Annotated in this window: 20 protein-coding genes and 1 riboswitch; of the genes, 5 read left to right on the top strand and 15 right to left on the bottom strand. The window is 37.1% G+C overall.

Annotated features, from left to right (window positions below; translation table 11 throughout):
• Window positions 1-14: 14 nt before the first annotated feature.
• From infB to rimP, 5 genes are all read right to left on the bottom strand, one after another.
• Window positions 15-2,642, bottom strand: a complete 2,628-nt coding sequence (gene infB, locus I583_RS08020; RefSeq protein ID WP_010760996.1) for a translation initiation factor IF-2 — start codon at window positions 2,640-2,642, stop codon at window positions 15-17.
• 12 nt (window positions 2,643-2,654) lie between these two features.
• Window positions 2,655-2,957 carry a YlxQ-related RNA-binding protein gene (locus I583_RS08025; protein ID WP_010760995.1) on the bottom strand — a complete coding sequence of 101 codons (303 nt, stop codon included), beginning with the start codon at window positions 2,955-2,957 and terminating at the stop codon, window positions 2,655-2,657.
• Window positions 2,950-3,246 (bottom strand): RNase P modulator RnpM, encoded by a 297-nt coding sequence (rnpM, locus tag I583_RS08030; RefSeq protein ID WP_010760994.1) that lies wholly within the window; start codon window positions 3,244-3,246, stop codon window positions 2,950-2,952. The genes I583_RS08025 and rnpM overlap by 8 nt, the downstream gene beginning before the upstream one ends.
• An 18-nt stretch (window positions 3,247-3,264) precedes the next feature.
• Window positions 3,265-4,446 (bottom strand): transcription termination factor NusA, encoded by a 1,182-nt coding sequence (gene nusA, locus I583_RS08035; RefSeq protein ID WP_010760993.1) that lies wholly within the window; start codon window positions 4,444-4,446, stop codon window positions 3,265-3,267.
• A gap of 124 nt (window positions 4,447-4,570) precedes the next feature.
• On the bottom strand, window positions 4,571-5,044 hold the full coding sequence (gene rimP / locus I583_RS08040) for a ribosome maturation factor RimP (protein ID WP_010760992.1): 474 nt from the start codon (window positions 5,042-5,044) through the stop codon (window positions 4,571-4,573).
• Between the two features lie 419 nt (window positions 5,045-5,463).
• Here rimP and rnhC point away from each other — a divergent pair, with 419 nt between their 5' ends.
• Window positions 5,464-6,393, top strand: coding sequence for a ribonuclease HIII (gene rnhC, locus I583_RS08045; protein WP_010760991.1), 930 nt, complete (start codon window positions 5,464-5,466; stop codon window positions 6,391-6,393).
• A 100-nt stretch (window positions 6,394-6,493) separates the two neighbouring features.
• Here rnhC and budA read toward each other — a convergent pair whose 3' ends face one another.
• The 3 genes from budA to I583_RS08060 form a co-directional block, all read right to left on the bottom strand.
• On the bottom strand, window positions 6,494-7,207 hold the full coding sequence (budA, locus tag I583_RS08050) for an acetolactate decarboxylase (protein ID WP_010760990.1): 714 nt from the start codon (window positions 7,205-7,207) through the stop codon (window positions 6,494-6,496).
• Window positions 7,208-7,220: 13 nt separating this feature from the next.
• Window positions 7,221-8,885 carry an acetolactate synthase AlsS gene (gene alsS / locus I583_RS08055; protein ID WP_010760989.1) on the bottom strand — a complete coding sequence of 555 codons (1,665 nt, stop codon included), beginning with the start codon at window positions 8,883-8,885 and terminating at the stop codon, window positions 7,221-7,223.
• A 225-nt stretch (window positions 8,886-9,110) separates the two neighbouring features.
• Window positions 9,111-9,401: a hypothetical protein gene (locus I583_RS08060; protein ID WP_143139991.1), complete on the bottom strand. Its 291-nt coding sequence runs from the start codon at window positions 9,399-9,401 to the stop codon at window positions 9,111-9,113.
• A 351-nt stretch (window positions 9,402-9,752) separates the two neighbouring features.
• A riboswitch (M-box (ykoK) riboswitch) is annotated at window positions 9,753-9,922 on the top strand.
• Window positions 9,923-10,171: 249 nt separating this feature from the next.
• Here I583_RS08060 and I583_RS08065 point away from each other — a divergent pair.
• Genes I583_RS08065 through I583_RS08075 form a run of 3 tightly spaced genes read left to right on the top strand, consistent with a single transcriptional unit; the run spans window position 10,172 to window position 13,457 of the window.
• Window positions 10,172-11,098, top strand: coding sequence for an LCP family protein (locus I583_RS08065; protein ID WP_010760987.1), 927 nt, complete (start codon window positions 10,172-10,174; stop codon window positions 11,096-11,098).
• Entirely contained in the window at window positions 11,095-12,276 is a 1,182-nt protein-coding gene (locus I583_RS08070) for an FtsW/RodA/SpoVE family cell cycle protein (protein WP_010760986.1), read from the top strand. The genes I583_RS08065 and I583_RS08070 overlap by 4 nt, the downstream gene beginning before the upstream one ends.
• Window positions 12,273-13,457, top strand: a complete 1,185-nt coding sequence (locus I583_RS08075; protein WP_010760985.1) for an FtsW/RodA/SpoVE family cell cycle protein — start codon at window positions 12,273-12,275, stop codon at window positions 13,455-13,457. The genes I583_RS08070 and I583_RS08075 overlap by 4 nt, the downstream gene beginning before the upstream one ends.
• Before the next feature lie 392 nt (window positions 13,458-13,849).
• Here the strand turns inward: I583_RS08075 and I583_RS08080 are convergent, their stop codons facing one another.
• Genes I583_RS08080 through I583_RS08090 form a run of 3 tightly spaced genes read right to left on the bottom strand, consistent with a single transcriptional unit; the run spans window position 13,850 to window position 14,900 of the window.
• Window positions 13,850-14,158 carry a DUF1292 domain-containing protein gene (locus I583_RS08080; protein WP_010760984.1) on the bottom strand — a complete coding sequence of 103 codons (309 nt, stop codon included), beginning with the start codon at window positions 14,156-14,158 and terminating at the stop codon, window positions 13,850-13,852.
• Window positions 14,159-14,205: 47 nt separating this feature from the next.
• On the bottom strand, window positions 14,206-14,634 hold the full coding sequence (gene ruvX, locus I583_RS08085; protein ID WP_010760983.1) for a Holliday junction resolvase RuvX: 429 nt from the start codon (window positions 14,632-14,634) through the stop codon (window positions 14,206-14,208).
• A complete protein-coding gene (locus I583_RS08090; protein ID WP_010760982.1) occupies window positions 14,631-14,900 on the bottom strand; it encodes an IreB family regulatory phosphoprotein in 270 nt (89 codons plus the stop codon). The genes ruvX and I583_RS08090 overlap by 4 nt, the downstream gene beginning before the upstream one ends.
• Before the next feature lie 255 nt (window positions 14,901-15,155).
• On the opposite strand from I583_RS08090, the gene I583_RS08095 reads away from it, so the two are divergent.
• Window positions 15,156-15,779 (top strand): class I SAM-dependent methyltransferase, encoded by a 624-nt coding sequence (locus I583_RS08095; RefSeq protein WP_010760981.1) that lies wholly within the window; start codon window positions 15,156-15,158, stop codon window positions 15,777-15,779.
• Window positions 15,780-15,881: 102 nt separating this feature from the next.
• Here I583_RS08095 and argF read toward each other — a convergent pair whose 3' ends face one another.
• Genes argF through argC form a run of 4 tightly spaced genes read right to left on the bottom strand, consistent with a single transcriptional unit; the run spans window position 15,882 to window position 19,832 of the window.
• Window positions 15,882-16,814, bottom strand: coding sequence for an ornithine carbamoyltransferase (argF, locus tag I583_RS08100; protein ID WP_010760980.1), 933 nt, complete (start codon window positions 16,812-16,814; stop codon window positions 15,882-15,884).
• Window positions 16,815-16,820: 6 nt separating this feature from the next.
• Window positions 16,821-17,999 carry an acetylornithine transaminase gene (locus tag I583_RS08105; protein ID WP_010760979.1) on the bottom strand — a complete coding sequence of 393 codons (1,179 nt, stop codon included), beginning with the start codon at window positions 17,997-17,999 and terminating at the stop codon, window positions 16,821-16,823.
• The gene (gene argB / locus I583_RS08110) at window positions 17,996-18,748 is read right to left on the bottom strand and encodes an acetylglutamate kinase (RefSeq protein WP_010760978.1); all 753 of its coding nucleotides are present in this window, start codon (window positions 18,746-18,748) and stop codon (window positions 17,996-17,998) included. The genes I583_RS08105 and argB overlap by 4 nt, the downstream gene beginning before the upstream one ends.
• Window positions 18,749-18,800: 52 nt before the next feature.
• On the bottom strand, window positions 18,801-19,832 hold the full coding sequence (argC, locus tag I583_RS08115; protein WP_010760977.1) for an N-acetyl-gamma-glutamyl-phosphate reductase: 1,032 nt from the start codon (window positions 19,830-19,832) through the stop codon (window positions 18,801-18,803).
• Window positions 19,833-19,946: the final 114 nt, after the last annotated feature.

Here is a 19,946-nt window from a genome sequence, read left to right on the forward strand (position 1 = left end):
CTTCTCTCTTTTTATTATTGTTTAATTTCTTCCATTACAAAGCCTTCGATCACATCATCAACTTTAAGATCATTGAAGTTTTCAACCATTGCACCACATTCAAAGCCAAGTTTAACTTCTTTAGCATCGTCTTTGAAACGTTTCAAGCTAGAAAGTTTGCCTTCAAAGATAACGATTCCGTCACGAATCACACGAACGCCACTATCACGACGGATAGAACCTTCTGTGACATAACAACCAGCAATCGTTCCAACTTTAGATACTTTATAAAGCTCACGAACAGTCATTTGACCAGTGATTTTCTCCTCGAATTCAGGATCAAGCATCCCTTTCATCGCTGTTTCAATTTCTTCGATTGCTTTGTAGATGATACGGTGTAAACGAATGTCCACTTCTTCTTGATCTGATTGTTGTTTTGCTTGAGGTGTTGGGCGAACGTTAAAGCCAATGATGATCGCATTACTTGCTGCAGCAAGTGTCACGTCACTTTCATTGATTGCACCAACAGCCGAGTGAACGATTTTCACACGAACACCAGCAACTTCGATTTTTTGTAAGCTTGCTGCAAGAGCTTCAGCCGTCCCTTGTACATCTGCTTTGATAATCACGTTAACGTCTTTCAATTCGCCTTCTTTTAGGCTTTCAAACAAGTTGTCTAATGTTACACGATTATTTGATGAACGTTGTTCAAGTTGTGCACGTTTGCCACGTTCTTCACCTGCTTGACGAGCTGTTTTTTCATCTTCAAAGACTACGAAACGATCACCAGCTTGCGGAACATCATTCAATCCTGTGATTTCAACTGGTGTTGCTGGACCTACAGCTTTATCACGACGGCCGATATCATTAGTCATAACACGGACACGGCCAAATGTATTCCCAACAACGATTGGGTCTCCAACACGTAATGAACCTTGTTGAACAAGTAATGTAGCAACAGGTCCTTTACCTTTATCTAAACGAGCTTCGATCACTGTACCGATTGCACGTTGCGTTGGATCAGCTTTCAAGTCTTCAACTTCGGCGATCAAAAGAATATTTTCTAGTAACTCGTCAATGTTTTGGTTGAATTTCGCTGAGATGTTTACGAAGATCGTATCTCCGCCCCATTCTTCCGGGATCAAACCATGTTCACTTAATTCTTGTTTTACGTGATCAGGATTAGCTCCTGGTTTATCCACTTTATTGACTGCTACAATAATTGGCACTTCCGCTGCTTTTGCATGGTTGATTGCTTCGACAGTTTGCGGCATAACACCATCATCTGCTGCAACGACTAAAATCGTAATATCTGTGATACCAGCTCCACGAGCACGCATACTTGTAAACGCAGCATGTCCTGGTGTATCTAAGAAAGTAATTGGTTTTCCATCGATATCGATTTGGTAGGCACCGATATGTTGAGTGATACCGCCTGCTTCACCAGAAGTTACGCGTGAATTACGCAACGTATCTAGCAAAGTCGTTTTACCATGGTCAACGTGACCCATAATCGTTACAACTGGCGGACGTGTTACAAGATTTTCTTCAACTAATGCTTCTGGTTCGAAGAATTTATCAATATCAGCAACATCGACTTGAATTTTTTCCTGCGGCTCCATGCCATAATCCACTGCTAATAATTCAATTGTTTCTTTATCTAGGGATTGGTTTTGATTGACCATTACACCCATCATAAATAGTTTTTTGATGATTTCAGCTGGCTCGCGGTGAATTTTCTTCGCGATATCCGCAACGTTCATTCCTTCTGTATATTCTAATACATCTGGTAATTCACGGAATTTACGCGCTGGTACTGCTGGTTTTGTTGATTCTTGGTATTTGCCTTTTTTACCTTTTTTGTTGAATCTGTTGCGGTTTTGATTATTGTAGCCATTACGGTTACGATTTTGACCACCGCCTCCACCGAAACTATTATTACGGTTTCCAGAATTCGTATTGTTACGATTTTGATTTCCTTGTGAGTTATTACTAGCTTGCCCTTGTTGTGGACGGTTTTGCTGTCCTGCTTGTGCAGCTGGACGATTTTGATTTGTATTTTGAGTATTGCTTTGTGTGTTACGATTTTGATTTGTACTTGGCGTATTACCTTGTGAATTACGATTTTGAGTATTGTTACGGTTTTGATTATTTTGTTGTCCTGCTTGTGCTGGACGGTTTTGATTTTGGTTGTTTTGTTGCGGACGATTTTGTTGTCCTTGGTTTGAACGGTTTTGAGTCATATTTTGGCTGCTTCCTTGCATGTTACGATTTTGGTTGTTGCGATTTTGGTTATTTTGTTGTCCTTGTTGCGCTGGACGATTTTGATTATTTTGCTGCGGACGATTTTGTTGTCCGTTTTGTTGTTGCGGTCTTTGTTGAGTTTGGTTTGGTCTATTTCCATTTTGGTTAGCTGGTTTTGGATTTGCTGGTTTTGTTTGCCCTTGACCACTTTGTGCTACTTGTGGTTTCGGTGCTGATTTTTGTTGTGTACTTGCAGGCTTGTTCCCTCCAAATGAACTACGAAGTTTTGATTCTTCCTCAGAAGAAATTGCGCCCATGTGATTTTTCACATCCATACCTAATGCATGCGCTTTTTCGACAACATCTTTACTCGATTGATTCATTTCTTTTGCTAATTCATAAATTCTTTTTTTCCCCATGCAATCACCTTCCTAACCTTTGATTAGTTCCTTGAACTTAGTCGCAAAGCCCTGATCATTGATACCAATCACCATACGCGTTCTACCGATCGCGTGACTTAATTCTGAATGTAAAAACGACTCACTGCAAGGAACATTGTAATAAGAACATTTGTCCTTGATTTTTTTTCTTGTATTATCACTAGCGTCAGAGGCAACAAAAACGAATTTCGCCTTATTGCTACGGATATCACCGATAGTCAATTCTTCACCGGTCACTAGTTTTCCAGCTCTCATAGCCAAACCTAATAAATTCAGTATTTTTTCTTTATCCATTGCCGAACAACTCTTTACGTGCTTTTTGATGTTCAACATAATCTAATAATTCTTGATAAAAATCATCTGTCAATGTCGTTTCCAACACACGGTCTAAAATATGCTTATCCCAGGCCTCTTGCACTTCTTTAGGCTCAAGCGAAACGTAAGCCCCTCGTCCTGGCATCTTCCCTGTAGGATCGATTGCAACTTCGCCTTCTTTGGAACGCGTGATTCGAACTAATTCTTTTTTTGGTTTCATTTCACCTGAAACAACAGATTTACGCATCGGGACTTTTCTTTTTTTCATTCCGTTCCCTCCAAATCGTTAGACTTGTTCTTCGTCTTCTACTGTTTTATCTTCAAACTCAATATTTTCGTAATCATCAGCAGTCATATCAGATGCCACGATTTCTGCATCATGTGTTTCTTCTTCAGATGTTGCTTGATTTTCCGCTTGTTCTGCATAATAAGCGTCCATTTCAGATTCAGGTTTGATATCAATTTTAAATCCAGTCAATTTTGCTGCTAAACGAGCATTTTGACCTCTTTTGCCGATTGCAAGTGATAACTGATAATCTGGAACGACTACTGTACAAGCTTTATTGTTGTTTGGATCGAAAATAACATCAACTACTTGTGCTGGATTCAATGCGTTGCTGATGAAAACTGCTGGGTCTTCGCTCCATTCAACGATATCCATATTTTCGCCTTTTAATTCATTCACGATTGCTTGTACACGTTGCCCTTTTGGCCCTACGCATGTTCCTACTGGATCAATATTTGAATCCGTTGAGCGAACAGAAACTTTTGAACGGTCTCCAGCTTCACGTGCAATGCTGACAATCTCTACTATTCCATCATACACTTCTGGGATTTCTTGTTCAAATAATCGCTTCAATAAATCTGGATGGCTGCGGCTAACAAAGACTTGCGGGCCTTTTGACGTGTTCTCAACTCTTGAAACGTATACTTTGATACGATCATGCGGTTGATAAAATTCATTAGGCATTTGATCTTGCTTAGATAAAACAGCTTCGATTTTTCCTAGGTTTACATAAATGTAACGACGATCTTGTCTTTCAACGATCCCTTGCATGATATCATTTTCATACGCACTGAATTCGTTATAGATAATATTTCTTTCGGCTTCACGAACACGTTGTAAGATAACTTGTTTCGCTGTTTGTGCAGCAATTCGTCCAAAGTCTTTTGGTGTTACTTCAAAACGGATTTTGTCACCCATTTCGTATGCTTTATTAACTTCCATTGCTTCTTTTAATGATACTTCTAGTTGTGAATCAAAGACTTCTTCGGTTACTTCTTTAACAGCATAAACATGGATGTTGCCTTTTTTACCATCGAATTCTACTTCAACGTTTTGGGCCTGCCCATAATGTCTTTTGTATGCGGAAACCAATGCTGCTTCCAGTGCATCAATCACAATCTCTTTAGAAATACCTTTTTCAGCTTCTAATGCATCTAATGCATTTAACATTTCTTTGCTCATTTTTTTATCATTTCCTCCTACTGTCTAAATGAAAGATGAACGGAGCTGATCAACCTTTTATGGGTTGATTTTGCATCTCGTGATAAGTAAAAACTAGAATGTTCTATTTGATGTCTTCACTTAGTTAAAACTGAATTGCTAAACGAGCTTTTGCAATGTTTTTTCGTTCAAATGTATAATCTTTGACTCTTGTTTTGATTTTGACTGTCAAGGTCAACTGATCTTTATCTACTGTTTTTAAGATACCTTCAAATTGCTTTTCACCATCAATCGTTTGATAAAGTGAAACATGAATGTATTCTCCAACTGCGTTTTCATAGTCGCTTTCTTTCTTCAACGGACGTTCAGCTCCCGGAGAGGATACTTCCAGAAAGTATGCTTGAGGAATCGGATCAGGATCCATAGCATCAAGCTTTTCATCTAGCTGTTCACTAACAAGTGCACAGTCTAAGATATCAATACCGCCTTCTTTATCAATAAAGACACGGAGAAACCAGTCTCTTCCTTCCTTGACAAACTCTACTTCTACAAGTTCAAAATTTTGTTTTTCTAAGATTGGTGTGACTAACTCGGTAACAGTTTCCACAACACTACTCAAAATTTTCGCCTCCTTCGAGATTTATGTAACGTACTAGTTTTATTAGAAAAGCGGAGTGAATCGCTTTGAATTGAGTGAGTTTAAAGAAAAACAGTGTGATGTTCTTTATCACAATTTTTTTCTGTTACTCACAGAAAGTCAGATTCATACAGCTAGACAATGAAAAGTCGATTGCATCAGCATTTCATTGTGCTTTCCCTTTGTGTTACTCCATTAAAAAGAGTGAGCAGAAATCCGCTCACTCAAACTAGTATCATTACTTATAATGTATTCTAACACAGATTTTCTGAAAACTCAAATTTTCGTTATTATAACGCCATTATTCTCAATTATTTTTTACGTTTTCAATAAAGAATCATGCTTCACTTTTCTATTCATTTGTTTTACTATAGATAAGAAAAGCTGAAAGGAGCACTATGATGTCTCAAACACAAGTAATCAAAGTTACCAAAGATACTATGAAGAAAATGAAGTCATTTTACGAAAGAAATTATTTAAATAGAACTATTCCTTATTCTGAGTTTGTGGCGAAAGTTGGCAATACAACGATCACAGCTTACACTTCTGGAAAAGTTGTCTTTCAAGGACCAGATGCTGAAACTGCTGCCGCTAAGTGGGGCAAGCCAGCTCAAAGTAAAACCTCAAACAAGTCTTCAGCAAAAAAGACCACTTCACTTCCAGCTAATTTTAGTCAACTTTCTGTTTTAGGTAGTGATGAAGTCGGCAATGGAAGTTATTTTGGGCCTGTCACAGTTTGTGCTGCTTATGTCGATAAAACAATGGTCACAAAGTTAAAAGCGCTTGGCGTAAGAGATTCTAAAGAGCTAACTGACCCTCAAATCAGACAGTTATCAGATGTGATCAAAGAATTGATACCTTATAAACTATTGATTGTAGAACCAGAAAAATACAACCAAATCCAACCTAAGTACAACGCAGTCCACATGAAAGTAGCGTTACACAATCAGGCCATTCATTTACTGTTAAGTGAAATCGCACCAATCAAACCTGAGGCAATCTTGATCGATCAATTTACACCTGAAGCAAATTACAAGAAATATGTGCGCAACGAACAAAATCAAGTCAGTGAGAAGTTATACTTCATCACGAAAGGCGAGCAATATCACGTTGCTGTGGCCGCGGCTTCAATCATTAGTCGTGCAGCCTTTTTAGAAGAACTAGATAATGAATCGGAAGAATTAGGTATGAAAGTGCCTTCCGGTGCAGGAACCGCTTCTGATAAAGTCGCTGCTAAGATTTTAGCCAAAGGCGGCATGGCGTTATTAAGTAAATATGCAAAACTCCATTTTGCAAATACAGAGAAGGCAAAAAGAATTGCTTCTAAATAGTGAAAAACCTAAGACAGACTTAAGGAACTGTAGTGACCCCAAAAAGTTAGATTTTCAGGTCTAACTTTTTGGGGTCGTTACAAACTGTCTTAGGCTTTTTTTATTCTGCTTCTTTAATTTCTTTATTCAAATCTGCATAATCTATTTCAGTATGGATAAACGTCTCATCATTTTTAGGGAAATGTTGCAATAAAGAGTCCATCGGTTCAATTTCAACCGTTCCTGTTTCCAATTCAAAATCCATCAGATGTCCACCAAATGTTTGATCATCATCAATAAAATGCAAATGAAAATCTGCAGCTGCAACTCCTTGAAAAAGTTCAGGAGTGAAGAAACCAACTATAGTACCAGTAACGTCTTCTTTAATAAATTCAGGCTGTTCTTTGGATACTTCCACTAACCGTTTATATGGTTTTTCCTGTTTCGGCATTGCTCGAATATGCACTTTTTTAAACTTCCCGTGAATTTTAATTGCATGAAACAAATTTTCACTCTTTAACTGTTCACGGATCAATGTATTGATTTTTAGATTATCCGTAAGCTGTTCGACTTGAAATGTAATTGTCGGCTTAAAGGTTGTCACTGCAGCATAAGGTGTTTCTTGATCCTCATTTAGTGCAATCAGCGCACCATCTTCTCTTCCTTGATAAGCTTTTCCACCTAAAATAATCAATTCTCCATCAAGACCGGATAAAGTCCCAATCCCAAAATCGCCTTTTTTCAAAATATTAGCAATTGTTTCAGTACCATCCATTAAGCCGGCCATTAAAGCACCTAATGTCCCGTGCTGGTATAAGATTGCTTCTTTTGTCATCGTTATCACCTTTCTAATAAAACTGATCTGGTAAAATCGTTTCGCCAAGTTTTTCGTTGTCTTGATAATCAATAGGAATATCGATCACGACAGGACCTTCCGTTTGAATCCCAGTCAAAATTGCTGCTCTTAATTCTTCCACGGTCTCCGCACGCAATCCTTTTGCCCCAAAAGCTTCAGCATATTTCACAAAATCAACCGGTCCAAAATCCACACCGGAAATTCGATGATATTTTAGCTGCTCTTGAAATTCCACCATGTTATAGCGACCATCATTCCAAATTAAATGAATTATATTCAATTTCTTGCGGACCGCCGTTTCAAGATCTTGTGCAGAAAACAAGAATCCTCCATCTCCTGATACTGATATTATTTGTGTATTCGGACGAACAAGCGCAGCTGAAATCGCCCAGGGAAGTGCTACTCCTAACGTTTGCATGCCATTACTAAAAAGCAAATGTCTCGGTTCATAACTTCTAAAATGACGCGCCATCCAAATATAATGGCTACCTACGTCAACTGTAACAGTCATCTCATCAGTCACAAGATTTTGCAGTGTCTCAATAACTTCTAGCGGATGGACCAGACCGTTTTCTGTCCGCTCTTTTAAGTCATCCCGTTCTATTAGCTTTTCGTGCAATAAATCTAAGTAATCCATTGCTTTTTCAGATAGTATTTTCGCCTCAATACTAGGTAAAAGTACGGTTAACGTTTCTGCAATATCACCGATCAGTTCACGTTCCGGCTGGAAATATAGATCAATCTCAGCTGGCGTATCATCGATTACAATGATTTTAGAATCCCCTTCCGCATTCCAATTTCTAGCTTCATACTCGATTGGATCGTAGCCGACGGCGATGACTAAGTCACTTCGCTTCAACAACATATCTCCTGGTTGATTACGGAATAAACCAACCCGACCAAAAAAATGATCTTCCAGTTTTCTAGAAATCACACCTGCCGCTTGAAATGTTTCAACAACTGGGATATTTGTTTTCTCAACAATTTCACGAATCGCTTTTGCTTCTTTTTCAGTAGATGCTCTCATACCAACTAGCAAGACTGGTAATTCTGCTGCTTGAATCAGTTTAGAAAGGTATTGAATATCACAAGATGAAGCAGAACCGATCTTTGGATCACTCAAAGGTTTGATACTAGCAGATTCGACTGATCCGTCCACCACATCTTGAGGAATACTAATGAAACTAGCGCCTTTTTTTGATGATTTAGCCAAACGATAGGCATTTGCAAGAACTTCAGAAATAGTCTCTGGGTCTTGAATTTCTACACTATATTTAGTGATGGGTTCAAATAAAGCAGCATTGTTCATGCTTTGGTGCGTTAATTTTAGTAAATCTCTGCGTTTCACTTGACCGCCAATGGCTAGTACAGGATCGCCCTCTGCGGTGGCAGTGACTAAACCTGTTGCTAAGTTGCTTGCACCCGGACCACTTGTTGCAACTACCACACCCGGATTTCCGGTCAAACGTCCAACAGCTGCTGCCATAAAAGCAGCGTTTTGTTCATGACGCGTTACGATCAATTCAGGTCCGTCATCCACTAATGCATTAAATAGTCCATCGATCTTTGCTCCTGGAATCCCAAAAACATAATCAACTTGATGGTTTTTCAAACTCTCTACAATCACTTTAGCGCCATTTCTGCTTTTTTCCGCCATGTGTTACACTCCTTTTATAATCATGTTTCTTTTTCAAAAAAACGTTAATACAAAAAGAAACATTCGTTATTAAACAATAAAAAAATCTTTTTTTATAATACAGTTACATGACTTGTATCACTTTTTTCATTATAGCACGCATATTTTTATTTGTTTAATGATTTGATTGACGAAAAATAAAACAGTAACGAAACGTTTTAGGTTTCGTCACTGTTCAAAAACATGCTATTTTAGATATTTCACACGTTCATCTTCGATTCGTTTTTCAAAATCCATGCCATAATCAAAGTCATAAACGTGGTCTAACTTGTCTTTATAGCAAAGCATATCAAGCGGCATATCTTCTTCTTGTTCAACCTTCTCCATATCTGCCGGCATCTGAAAAGGTAACAATTCTGATAGTGTGTACTCACCACTCAAAACACTTAAAATCGCCTGTATTTGGACACCAAAATCCACAATTATTCCTTGTACAAATGGTTCTAATCCTTTCACAATCGTCGGGTTTTTCATCATGAGAGAAGCTAAAAAGCGCATTCTTTCACTTATTCTATCTTACAGAAAATTTAACTCTGATGCACACTCATCTAGCATTTTATGATTCTTTACTTGGCTCTGACACTTCTATTTTATTTTTAATAAGTTTAAGAAAGAGTAAAGAAAACGAAATTGTCAGGCTATTAACTTAAAATGCATCAAATTTGCGCTTGCCTTTGACAAATTAAAGTAGCCCCTCTCGCATTTGATTTCCTATCTGCCAAATGATAAAACAACACGGATTATTCTATTTTCTCACTTTTTATTATAAAAAATTTAATACTTAAGTAGTTGACATTAATGAAGATATTCACTATATTTAGGGCGATCTAAATAACTTGTTAGGTGAGGCTCCTATGGAAACACAGGCTACTGCTCAAAAATGTCGAAAGACAGTAATGGGTAGGACAGGAATTGTCGAATTAAGGCTTTTCACAAAGTAGCTAAAAGCTCTGCTTTTTACGTTTCATAGTGCTAAAACTCAACGATGAGAATGATAATAAGCTCTCTTTGTGCTGAAATCAATCCCCCTTCGCTGAGTTATTTAAGCGAAGTTTTTTTGTTTTGATAAATAATGGTGACAGTATTTTTGATTTTGGAGGTGACGGTTTACAGGTTGACGAAATTAGGCTTTGACTGTCTGTCACTTATTATTCACGGCAAAAAGAACTCTTTATCCCCATCTAAAACAATTCCTAAAGCCGAACTTTATTTGACGATCAATTAAAATGATTAGCGAGGAATAAAAAATGAAAACAGGAATGAAATTCTTAATTTGTATACTTCTTAGTATTATCTTACTTCTGACTGGAATCGGGAGTTATACTGCAATCACCTTTCATAACGGAAAGAAAATGGCTCTCTCTCAAGTAAATAAGACTAAGAATAATAATTTTTCCGGTGATCAACAAACAAATACGAAAGAGATCACAATCATGCTAATAGGTGACGATGGGCGTGAAGATGATGAAGATGGCGGACGTGCAGATACATTGATGGTCGCTCATTATAATAGCGAAACGAAACAGCCAAAATTAATTTCGATCATGAGGGACTCTTATGTATCCATACCAGGTCATGGTTTAGAAAAAATCAACGCTGCCTATGCTTATGGCGGAGCAGAATTAACCCGCAAAGTTCTTAATGATTCTTTTGGTTTACCAATCAATTATTATATATCCGCTGATTTTAATAACTTTATCCGATTGATCAATGAACTTTACCCCAAAGGAATTGAAATTGATGCGGAAAAAGACATCAACTTAGACAATGTTGATATCAAAAAAGGCAAACAAATCATGGACGGTAATACTTTACTGCAGTATGCTCGTTTTAGAATGGATGAAGAGGGAGATTTTGGACGTGTCAGAAGACAACAGCAAGTCATGGATGCTCTAGCTAAGCAATCTAAGGATGCAGTTGCTTTTATGCAGTTACCAAAAATTGCTGGTGAAGCGGTCGGTTACTTAGACACAAACATTCCAAGTGATCTCCTTGTAGATTTAGCAAAAGATTTTCTCACAGGAAAAGTAAAAAATCTAGAAACGTTATCTGTGCCAGTAAAAGGGAGCTGGGCCTTTAACGACTATACCGATGCTGGTAGTGTCCTGGAAGTAGATGAAAAACAAAATACACTGGCCATTCAAGACTTTTTGAATGATGGAGCCTCACGATGAGCTGGCCTAAAAGATTATCCAAACTGCATTATGTCGATTTTTATATTTTGATCCCTTATTTAATCTTATGTGTTGTAGGTATTCTGATGGTCTATAGCTCAAGTTCCTATCAATTGCTGGACAGTGAATTAGGGACCGCAAGTAAAGCAATCAAACAATCAATGTATTTTCTTTTTAGTTTGTTTTGCATGAGTTTTGTATATCGAGTCAATTTGAGCGTTCTTCGCAAACCCAAGATGATGTATTTCCTATTGGCATTAACATTTCTCTCAATTGTTGCGTTGCCTTTTATCGGAACAAGCGTTGGTGGTGCAAAACGATGGATCAATTTAGGCGTTCTTTTATTTCAGCCGTCTGAGTTAGTTCCTTTAGTCCTTGTATTGTACTTATCTTCTAACTTGTCTAAAAATGATACCTTAGTTCCATTTACGTTTAAAAACCACAAACGCTCGTTACTGGTTTCGATTTTCTTTATGTTTTTTGTTGCTTTACAGCCAAATATAGCTGGTGCTTCAATGATTTTTATTCTTGTTTTAGTATTGTTTTTATTTAGTGGTCTTTCTCCTTTGTTTACATCACTTGCTTTAGTTGGCTTTGTTGCAATAAAACGGTTAGGGACGGTTCTTTTATTGTCGATTCCCACTGATTGGATGCCTCAAAAATTCAGCTATTTAGTAACACGTTTTGAAGTAATGCAAAATCCTTTTATTGATCCAACTGGCAAGGGATTTCAAACCTCTAATGCTTATTATGCCATGCATAATGGCGGTTTTTGGGGCTTAGGTTTAGGAAATAGTATTCAGAAAAAAGGATTTCTTCCAGCAGCTGATACGGATTTTATTTTTGCTATCTGTATAGAAGAGTTAGGATTGATTTTTTCTTTGGGTATTTTATTCGCCGTATTTTTTATTGTTGCTCGTTTGTTTTTATTAGCAATAAAATCAAAATACCTTTACTACTCTTACCTTTACATCGGATGTGGAATGTTGCTTTTCCTTCAAGTTTCTGTAAACGTTGGTAGCCTGTTAGGTTATATCCCTATGACCGGTTTGACATTTCCTTTTATCAGTTACGGTGGGTCTAGTTTACTGATTTTAAGCATCACGCTTGGTGTTGCCTTGAATGCACGTGGAACAGAACTTAGAGAAACAATTAGACGACAAGGAGGCGTTGTATGAGAAAATCATTAACAGCAAAAAGCGAACCAGTGAATTACGCCCTCTTGTTACCTGTTTTTTTATTGATACTCGTCGGATTTGTTGCTCAGTATGGTGCGTTTCATGCTGATCCAATGGTTGAATCGATTGCTCCGTTATTAAAAAAACAGCTTTTATGGACTATTTTAGGAATCGGAACAATGTTCGGTACTATGTTTATCCCTATCAAATATCTATGGAAATTAACACCCGCTTTATACGGCCTATCCTTGATTCTAATGGGATTGCTTATAAAGTTTCATGATCCTGTTATGGCAGCCGCTACAGGAACGAAACGTTGGCTTAGGCTAGGGCCTATCTCATTTCAACCATCAGAATTCATGAAGCTTGGCTATATTTTGATGTTAGCTTATATCGTTACAAGAAGAAGACAACGCGCCACAACCCCTTCAACGTCAAAAGAAGATTTTCATTTGTTGGGTGAATTAGTTATTGTCAGTTTACCTGTTTTAGCTTTGATGTTTTATCAAAAAGATTTCGGTACAAGTTTAGTTTTCATCTCGATTTTTCTTGGTATCGTACTTGTTTCTGGCTGTTCTTGGAAAATTTTAACCGTTGGTTTCAGTATAATTGGTGTACTTGGTGTTAGTGGTATTTTGCTAGTCTTGACTGAACAAGGGCAAAAAATTCTTTCATTCCTGCATTTTAAACCTTATCAATTTAATCGAATTCATGCGTGGCTCAATCCTTTTGAATATGCGGATTCAATTTCATTTCAGCAAGCCCGTGGTTTGACCGCAATTGGGTCCGGTGAAATGTTAGGAAAAGGATTAACAAATTTGCAAGTCTATGTTCCTGTTCGTGAATCCGATATGATTTTCACTGTCATTGGAGAAGCTTATGGTTTTGTTGGGACTTGCGCATTGATTCTATTGTTCTTTTATTTAATTTATCAAATGTTGATTTGTACGTTAAATGCGAAGCGTGAATTTTATGCCTATATTACCACTGGTGTGATTATGTATTTTTTATTTCATATTCTTGAAAATATTGGATCGAATATTGGTTTACTTCCGTTGACTGGGATTCCATTGCCTTTTATTAGTCAGGGTGGTACAGCTTATTTGGCTAATTTCATTGGGATTGGGTTGATTCTTTCGATGTATTATCAAAAGGAGAAAGTGGAAGTTGATTCAGTATAGTACTTTTAATAAAAAAAGAAAATAGTCTGTTGTTCTCTTAGATAAAAGAAGATGCGACCTTGAAAAGTTAAAAGTAATGTTTAATTAGGCAATAGATTGATACCAAAAAAATCCGATGAAAAATAACTGCAATTTAGTCTAAAAAGTAAAAGTTACTCTGTTCAAGTCACAAAACGCATCCATGTTAGTTTATTACTGGAAGCTTGCGTAAGTATTGAAAGTAGTTCAATACAGATTGCAACATGCGTCAATAAAAATGACTATGGCCACTATATTCACTTGTCGCAAGTATCAAAAGAATGAACACTTAAATTTTTAAAAAATGCCGTTTCATTAAAACAAATAAAAAAGCTGAACCCTTATGCATCAAGGGTTCAGCTACTCTTTTAACTCTATTCTTCTTCTTCCGCCATGAAAGTATTGAAAACTTCTTCAATCATGTCCCATTCAGCGTCTGTTTCGATTTGTTGTAATTCGCCTTCTGTTCCTTCGTTGTTTTCGATGTAAGCATATGCTTGTAATTCAACATCTTCTTCTTCTGGAACACCAGCTGGGTATAGAAGTACGTAGTTTTTACCAAATTCTTCTTGTCCGTCAACTGTCAATAAAATCTCATATAATGTTTCGTTGCCTTGTTCATCAACTAAAGTGATGTGTTCATGTCCTTCGTGATCATGATCATGGTTATGTTCTTCTGCCATTTGTTTTGCTCTCCTTTTATCTTACACTTGTTTTTTAAACAAGTCGTTTAAATTTTATTGCTAGCGCCATCTAGATAATTTTGTAAAATCATGACAGCAGCTACTTTATCGATTACTTTTTTTCTTTTAGCTCTTGAGGTATTTGCTTGCTCCACTAGCATGCGCTCTGCTTGAACAGTTGTTAAACGCTCATCTTGATAAGTAACCGGTATTTGGAACATGTCTTCGATTTTCTTTCCGTATGCCATTGATGCTTCTGCTCTTGGGCCGATCGAATTGTTCATATTTTTGGGCAAGCCGACAACAAATCTAGTCACTTCGTATTCTTTGACTAATTCTGCTAAGCGTTCAAAGCCGAATTCTTCCTGCTCTTCATTGATGCGAATAATTTCTACACCTTGTGCCGTCCAGCCAAATGGATCACTAACTGCAATCCCTACTGTCTTAGAGCCGACATCAAGTCCCATTACTCTCATCGAATAGTGATTCCATGATCAGATAAGTAATATTTAACCAGCTCTTCCATGATCTCATCCCGTTCGTGACGACGAATCAAATTTCGAGCGTCCTGATAACGAGGAATGTAGGCCGGGTCTCCAGAAAGTAAATAGCCCACAATCTGATTAATCGGATTATATCCTTTTTCCTCTAAAGCCTTGTATACAGTAGCTAGAGTCTCACTTACTTCCTTCTTACGACTGTCATCAAAATCAAAACGTACAGTTTCATCTGTAAAACCCATTTATCTACACCTCACTTTTATTCTATTCATACAGTTTCATTCTACTAAAAACAAGCCAAAACTACAAACAAAACTTAACATTTTCTGTCATATATTAAAGATTTCCTTTAATTTTAACAGAATTGATGGCTTATGGAGCGGATAACTTGGTTTTTGCATTGATTTTGTCATCATTTTAATCTATTTTTTCCTAACGCTTGTTTTTTTATTGTATACTCTTTTAAAGGGATGAATATGAAATAAAGTAGTTTTTTTGTGCTTATTGGAATTAGTATTGTATTGATTGTGTTATTGATTTGCTCATTTCGGCTTTTATTAAAACAATCGAAAAAGCCAACAGGACTTTTAGGGATTTTGATGATGCGCCTTTGGAATAGTGTTTATCTACCTTTAGTAAAATGGGCAATAACTAAAATCGAGTTGACGGATCACTCGACTATTTTAGATATTGACGTTGGTAACGGTATTTCCAGTGCTTATCTTTTGGAACAAAGAAATACTCGATCCGTGACAGGTATTGATCTTTCTGAAGAGGCCATTTCACAAGCTAAGAAAAATTATTCAGATAAAATGCTTCATTTTGAAAAAATGGATATCCATGACCTTACTTTTGATTCTGAAACATTTGATCTTGTAACGGCGTTTCAAACGCATTTTCACTGGGATGACTTAGAGCAAGCCTTACATGAAATTTATCGGGTACTCAAACAAGATGGTGCTGTCATTTTTGCTTGTGAATCTGCAAAAATCAATTACTTTTTGCCAAAATTAAAAAAATCAACTAATTTTCAAAAGTATATGTCTCAGTTCGGCTTCTCGATGACAAGTCAATCTACTACGGATCAATGGATCATGTATACGTTTAAAAAAATAAAATGATGTGACTAGGAAATAACTCTGTGAGTCACTTTCTAATCACATCAAATCCAGATAAATGGCGGGATCAGAAATTATTCCTTTTTACCCGCGCTTATCATTTTTTTATAAGTTTGCCATAACTTTGACCATCAGTGCTTTTTGAGCATGAAGACGATTGGCCGCTTCTTGATAAATAGCAGAGTGTGCTCCATCAATAATATCAACTGATACCTCTTCTCCTCTATGAGCAGGTAGACAATGCAGGAAGAGGTAATCTTTTTTCGCTTGAACGACTAGTCGGTTATTAACTTGAAACGTCTTAAAAACTTCTTCTCGTTCTTTTTGTTCAGATTCATCGCCCATACTTGCCCAGACATCTGTTACGATGACATCGGCATTTTTTGCTGCATGATCAGGAGTATTTACAATTTCAATTTTACTTCCACTTTTTTTGGCATTCTTTTTAGCAAGTTCAACAAATTCCGCTTTTGGTTCATACCCCTTTGGTGTTGCGATGCTCACGTCCATCCCAACTAAACTTCCACCAATCAAAAACGAATGGGCCATATTATTGCCATCACCGATATAGGCTAACTTGATTCCTTCCAGTTTGCCTTTTTGCTCATAAATCGTTTGAAAATCTGCTAGAATTTGGCATGGATGGTGATCATCCGTAAGTCCATTTATAATCGGAATGGATGCTTGCGCCGCTAGTTCAGCAACCATTTGATCAGAATAAGTACGTATCATGATAGCATCCACATAACTGGACATCACATTTGCTGTATCTTTGACAGGTTCTCCCCGGCCCATTTGTGTACTTTTTGAATCTAAAACAATCGCTTGACCACCAAGTTGAATGATTCCAGCTTCAAACGAAACCCGCGTTCTAGTACTGTTTTTTTCAAAAATCATCGCTAAGATTTTTCCAGCTAATACGCCTCGATATGCTTCTGGATTTGCTTTTATTGCCACAGCTAGCTCAATAATTGATAAAAATTCTTCTTTACTTACCTCAGTTAAATTCAAAATACTTTTACCATACATGGAATTCATTGTTTATCACTCTCCCTTTTCTGAAAAGCCTATTTGTGACTCCAGATTGTTTAAGACTTTTTCAATGATCACTAAACCTTGATCAATTTCTTTTTCTGTGATCGTTAATGGTGGTAAAAGACGTAAAACTGTTTGACCAGCCTTTAATGCTAGCAACCCTTCGACTTCTAATTGCTCCAATACAACGCTCAAGGTATGTTGATCAGCTAACTCGATACCGATCATTAATCCTTTCCCACGAATCCCAGTGATCATTTTACTTTTTTCTGCTATTTGATTTAGACCAGAAAATAGCTGTCCACTTTTTTTCTGAGCATCCTGTAAAAATGCTGGTTGATTGATGCGCTCGACAACTTTACAAGCAACACTCATTGCTAATTTGTTACCGCCAAAAGTTGAACCGTGACTGCCTGGACCAAAAAAATTTGCTAAACTCCGTTTACCAAGCATTGCCCCAACAGGAATGCCGTTACCTAACCCTTTTGCCAATGTGAAAATATCTGGTTCGATTTGATATTGTTCATAAGCATAAAAGGTACCTGTTCGACCGATTCCTGTTTGAATTTCATCGATGATCAACAAAGCCCCATGCTCTTTACAAAGAGACTGTACAGCTTGAATCCACGATACATCTGCCGGTAATACACCGCCCTCACCTTGAATCAATTCTAGCATGACTGCTGCGGTTTGTTGATCGATTTCCATTTTTACTGGCTCTAGTTCATTAAAAGGGAGATAAATAAAATCAGGAACCAAGGGCTCAAATCCTGCATGAATACTATCTTGTCCTGTCGCGCTCATCGCACCGTATGTTCGACCATGGAAAGAATTTGTGAAGGTAATGATTTTACTTTTACCAGTTGCTTTGCGAGCTAATTTGATTGCAGCTTCATTCGCTTCTGCGCCACTGTTACAAAAATAACTAACATAGTCTTTTCCATTTGCTAACTTCTCAGCTACTTGTTCTTGTAAGTCATTTTCGTACAAATTAGGTGTATGCCATAACAGACTAGATTGTTCTAACAACACCTGATTCAGCTCAGGATCATTATATCCTAAATTCATTACCCCAATACCGCTTGTAAAATCAAGATACCTTTTTCCGGTTTGATCGATTAGCGTATTTTTAGAACCTTTGATCAACTCTAATTTTTTTCTTTGGTAATTCGGAAATAGGTAACTCATGCAAAGACCTCCTTAGATTTGATAATGGTTCCGGCATGTTGAATTTGATTTGTGATATGTACTTCTTTTACACCACCTTTGATGGCGGTTACAGCACTTTCTAATTTAGGCAACATTCCACCTTTGATGATTTTAGCTGTTTTAAGCATGGGAATTTCATTGGTAGAAAGTTCTTTCAGCCATTGATTTTCTTTTTTTACGCCTGGAACATCTGTTAGCAAATACAATTTTTCAGCCTGCAATTCCTCTGCTACTTTACAAGCTACATGATCAGCATTAATGTTCAACCATTCTCCTTCTTTGGTTAAACCTAAAGGAGCAATAATAGGAATATGCTTCGTTTCAAGTAGATGTTCTAACAATTCCGTATCTACTTGTTTGACTTGTCCAACTGAACCTAATGTATTTTTATCAAGGAACGTTCCTGTAATGATTTGACCGCAAGATGCATTTAAACCAACAACTGAAAATCCCTCTTGTTGAAAATGAGTAGTGATCATTGGTTGTACTTGCCCGATCAACACCATTTGTGCAATATCCAATGCCTCTTCTGTCGTTACCCGCAATCCATCTTTTATCACTACAGGTACATTCAAACGCTGCATCATTTCAGTAATATAATGTCCACCACCATGAACAATCACAATTTTTTTCCCATTTTTTTGCCAGCAATCGACTTGTTCAAAAAATGATGTTGTTAAGTTATCGCTGGCTACTCCACCCATTTTTATAACAATGACCTTCTTCATACTTACCGCTCCTCTACGTTTTAACTCTTCATTTTTACTTAATAATACATTTCTATGGATAAATCGGTAACTGATCCAGACCACATCGTTCATCAAATCCAGTAAAAATATTCAAATTTTGAATCGCTTGTCCAGCGGCACCTTTGCCTAAATTATCGAGAACAGTTACGATCGTGACCATATTCATTTTTGGATTATAAGATAGCCCAATATCGCAGTAATTCGAGCCAATCACTTGTTTTAGTACAGGATAATGACCTACCTCTTGAACCCGGATAAAAGGACTCTTTTCAAAATGTGCTTGATATAATTGAACTAATCTCTCGTCAGAAATCGGTTCTTGTAATTTAGCGTATGCAGTTAAGAAAATACCTCGAGTCACTGGAATCAAAGAGGTCGAGAATTGGATTGCTAAAAGTTGCGATTCCCATTTTTTTAACTGCTGAATAATTTCTGGAATATGCTGATGACTGTTCATTTTATACAACGTCATATTATCATGTGTTTCAGTAAAATGTGTTATTTGCGACAAGCCTTTTCCTGCACCAGAAACACCTGATTTAGCGTCGATGACGATAGAATCTAAAACCAATTTATCCGCTTTTAATAATGGTGCCAAAGATAACTCTGCTGCGGTTGCATAGCAACCAGGATTAGCGACCCATTTTGATTCAGGATTTTCCCGATATTCGGCTAAACCATAATCAAATTTTTGAATCATATCCATCGGAGCTCCACTCGATCCATACCAATTTTCGTATTCTCCAATTTCTTTTAAACGAAAGTCTCCTGATAGATCGATCACCGGAAAGTCCGCTTCAATGAAAGGCAGTGCCAACTCTTTTGAAATACCAGAAGGTGTTGCTAAAAAGACTAGATCACTTTTTTCCATAATTTCATTTGGATCGATTTTTTCTAAAGGCAAAGAAATAAGTTGCTTCAAATGAGGGTTAATGTCCTCTAATGATTTTTTATTCATTGAATGACTATGGATCGAAACGACTTCAACAAATGGATGCTGTCTAAGATAACGTAACAGTTCTAACCCACTATACCCTGTAGCCCCAACAATTGATACCTTCATCAGCTTCACTTCTTTTCTTTTTATTTTTTATCAAACGAGTGTTGTTTTTCATATTATAAATTTTCTCATTATACAAGTCAATGGTTTTTTATAAATTTATACACCATTATTAAA

This window comes from Enterococcus haemoperoxidus ATCC BAA-382, assembly GCF_000407165.1.
GTDB lineage: Bacteria > Bacillota > Bacilli > Lactobacillales > Enterococcaceae > Enterococcus_L > Enterococcus_L haemoperoxidus.

What these genes read in the sequence shown, in the direction of transcription:
- infB (WP_010760996.1), bottom strand. Translation starts at nt 2,642, where the DNA reads ATGGGGAAAAAAAGAATTTATGAATTAGCAAAAGAAATGAATCAATCG.
- I583_RS08025 (WP_010760995.1), bottom strand. Translation starts at nt 2,957, where the DNA reads ATGGATAAAGAAAAAATACTGAATTTATTAGGTTTGGCTATGAGAGCT.
- rnpM (WP_010760994.1), bottom strand. Translation starts at nt 3,246, where the DNA reads ATGAAAAAAAGAAAAGTCCCGATGCGTAAATCTGTTGTTTCAGGTGAA.
- nusA (WP_010760993.1), bottom strand. Translation starts at nt 4,446, where the DNA reads ATGAGCAAAGAAATGTTAAATGCATTAGATGCATTAGAAGCTGAAAAA.
- rnhC (WP_010760991.1), top strand. Translation starts at nt 5,464, where the DNA reads ATGTCTCAAACACAAGTAATCAAAGTTACCAAAGATACTATGAAGAAA.
- budA (WP_010760990.1), bottom strand. Translation starts at nt 7,207, where the DNA reads ATGACAAAAGAAGCAATCTTATACCAGCACGGGACATTAGGTGCTTTA.
- alsS (WP_010760989.1), bottom strand. Translation starts at nt 8,885, where the DNA reads ATGGCGGAAAAAAGCAGAAATGGCGCTAAAGTGATTGTAGAGAGTTTG.
- I583_RS08060 (WP_143139991.1), bottom strand. Translation starts at nt 9,401, where the DNA reads ATGATGAAAAACCCGACGATTGTGAAAGGATTAGAACCATTTGTACAA.
- I583_RS08065 (WP_010760987.1), top strand. Translation starts at nt 10,172, where the DNA reads ATGAAAACAGGAATGAAATTCTTAATTTGTATACTTCTTAGTATTATC.
- I583_RS08070 (WP_010760986.1), top strand. Translation starts at nt 11,095, where the DNA reads ATGAGCTGGCCTAAAAGATTATCCAAACTGCATTATGTCGATTTTTAT.
- I583_RS08075 (WP_010760985.1), top strand. Translation starts at nt 12,273, where the DNA reads ATGAGAAAATCATTAACAGCAAAAAGCGAACCAGTGAATTACGCCCTC.
- I583_RS08080 (WP_010760984.1), bottom strand. Translation starts at nt 14,158, where the DNA reads ATGGCAGAAGAACATAACCATGATCATGATCACGAAGGACATGAACAC.
- ruvX (WP_010760983.1), bottom strand. Translation starts at nt 14,634, where the DNA reads ATGAGAGTAATGGGACTTGATGTCGGCTCTAAGACAGTAGGGATTGCA.
- I583_RS08090 (WP_010760982.1), bottom strand. Translation starts at nt 14,900, where the DNA reads ATGGGTTTTACAGATGAAACTGTACGTTTTGATTTTGATGACAGTCGT.
- argF (WP_010760980.1), bottom strand. Translation starts at nt 16,814, where the DNA reads ATGAATTCCATGTATGGTAAAAGTATTTTGAATTTAACTGAGGTAAGT.
- I583_RS08105 (WP_010760979.1), bottom strand. Translation starts at nt 17,999, where the DNA reads ATGAGTTACCTATTTCCGAATTACCAAAGAAAAAAATTAGAGTTGATC.
- argB (WP_010760978.1), bottom strand. Translation starts at nt 18,748, where the DNA reads ATGAAGAAGGTCATTGTTATAAAAATGGGTGGAGTAGCCAGCGATAAC.
- argC (WP_010760977.1), bottom strand. Translation starts at nt 19,832, where the DNA reads ATGAAGGTATCAATTGTTGGGGCTACAGGGTATAGTGGGTTAGAACTG.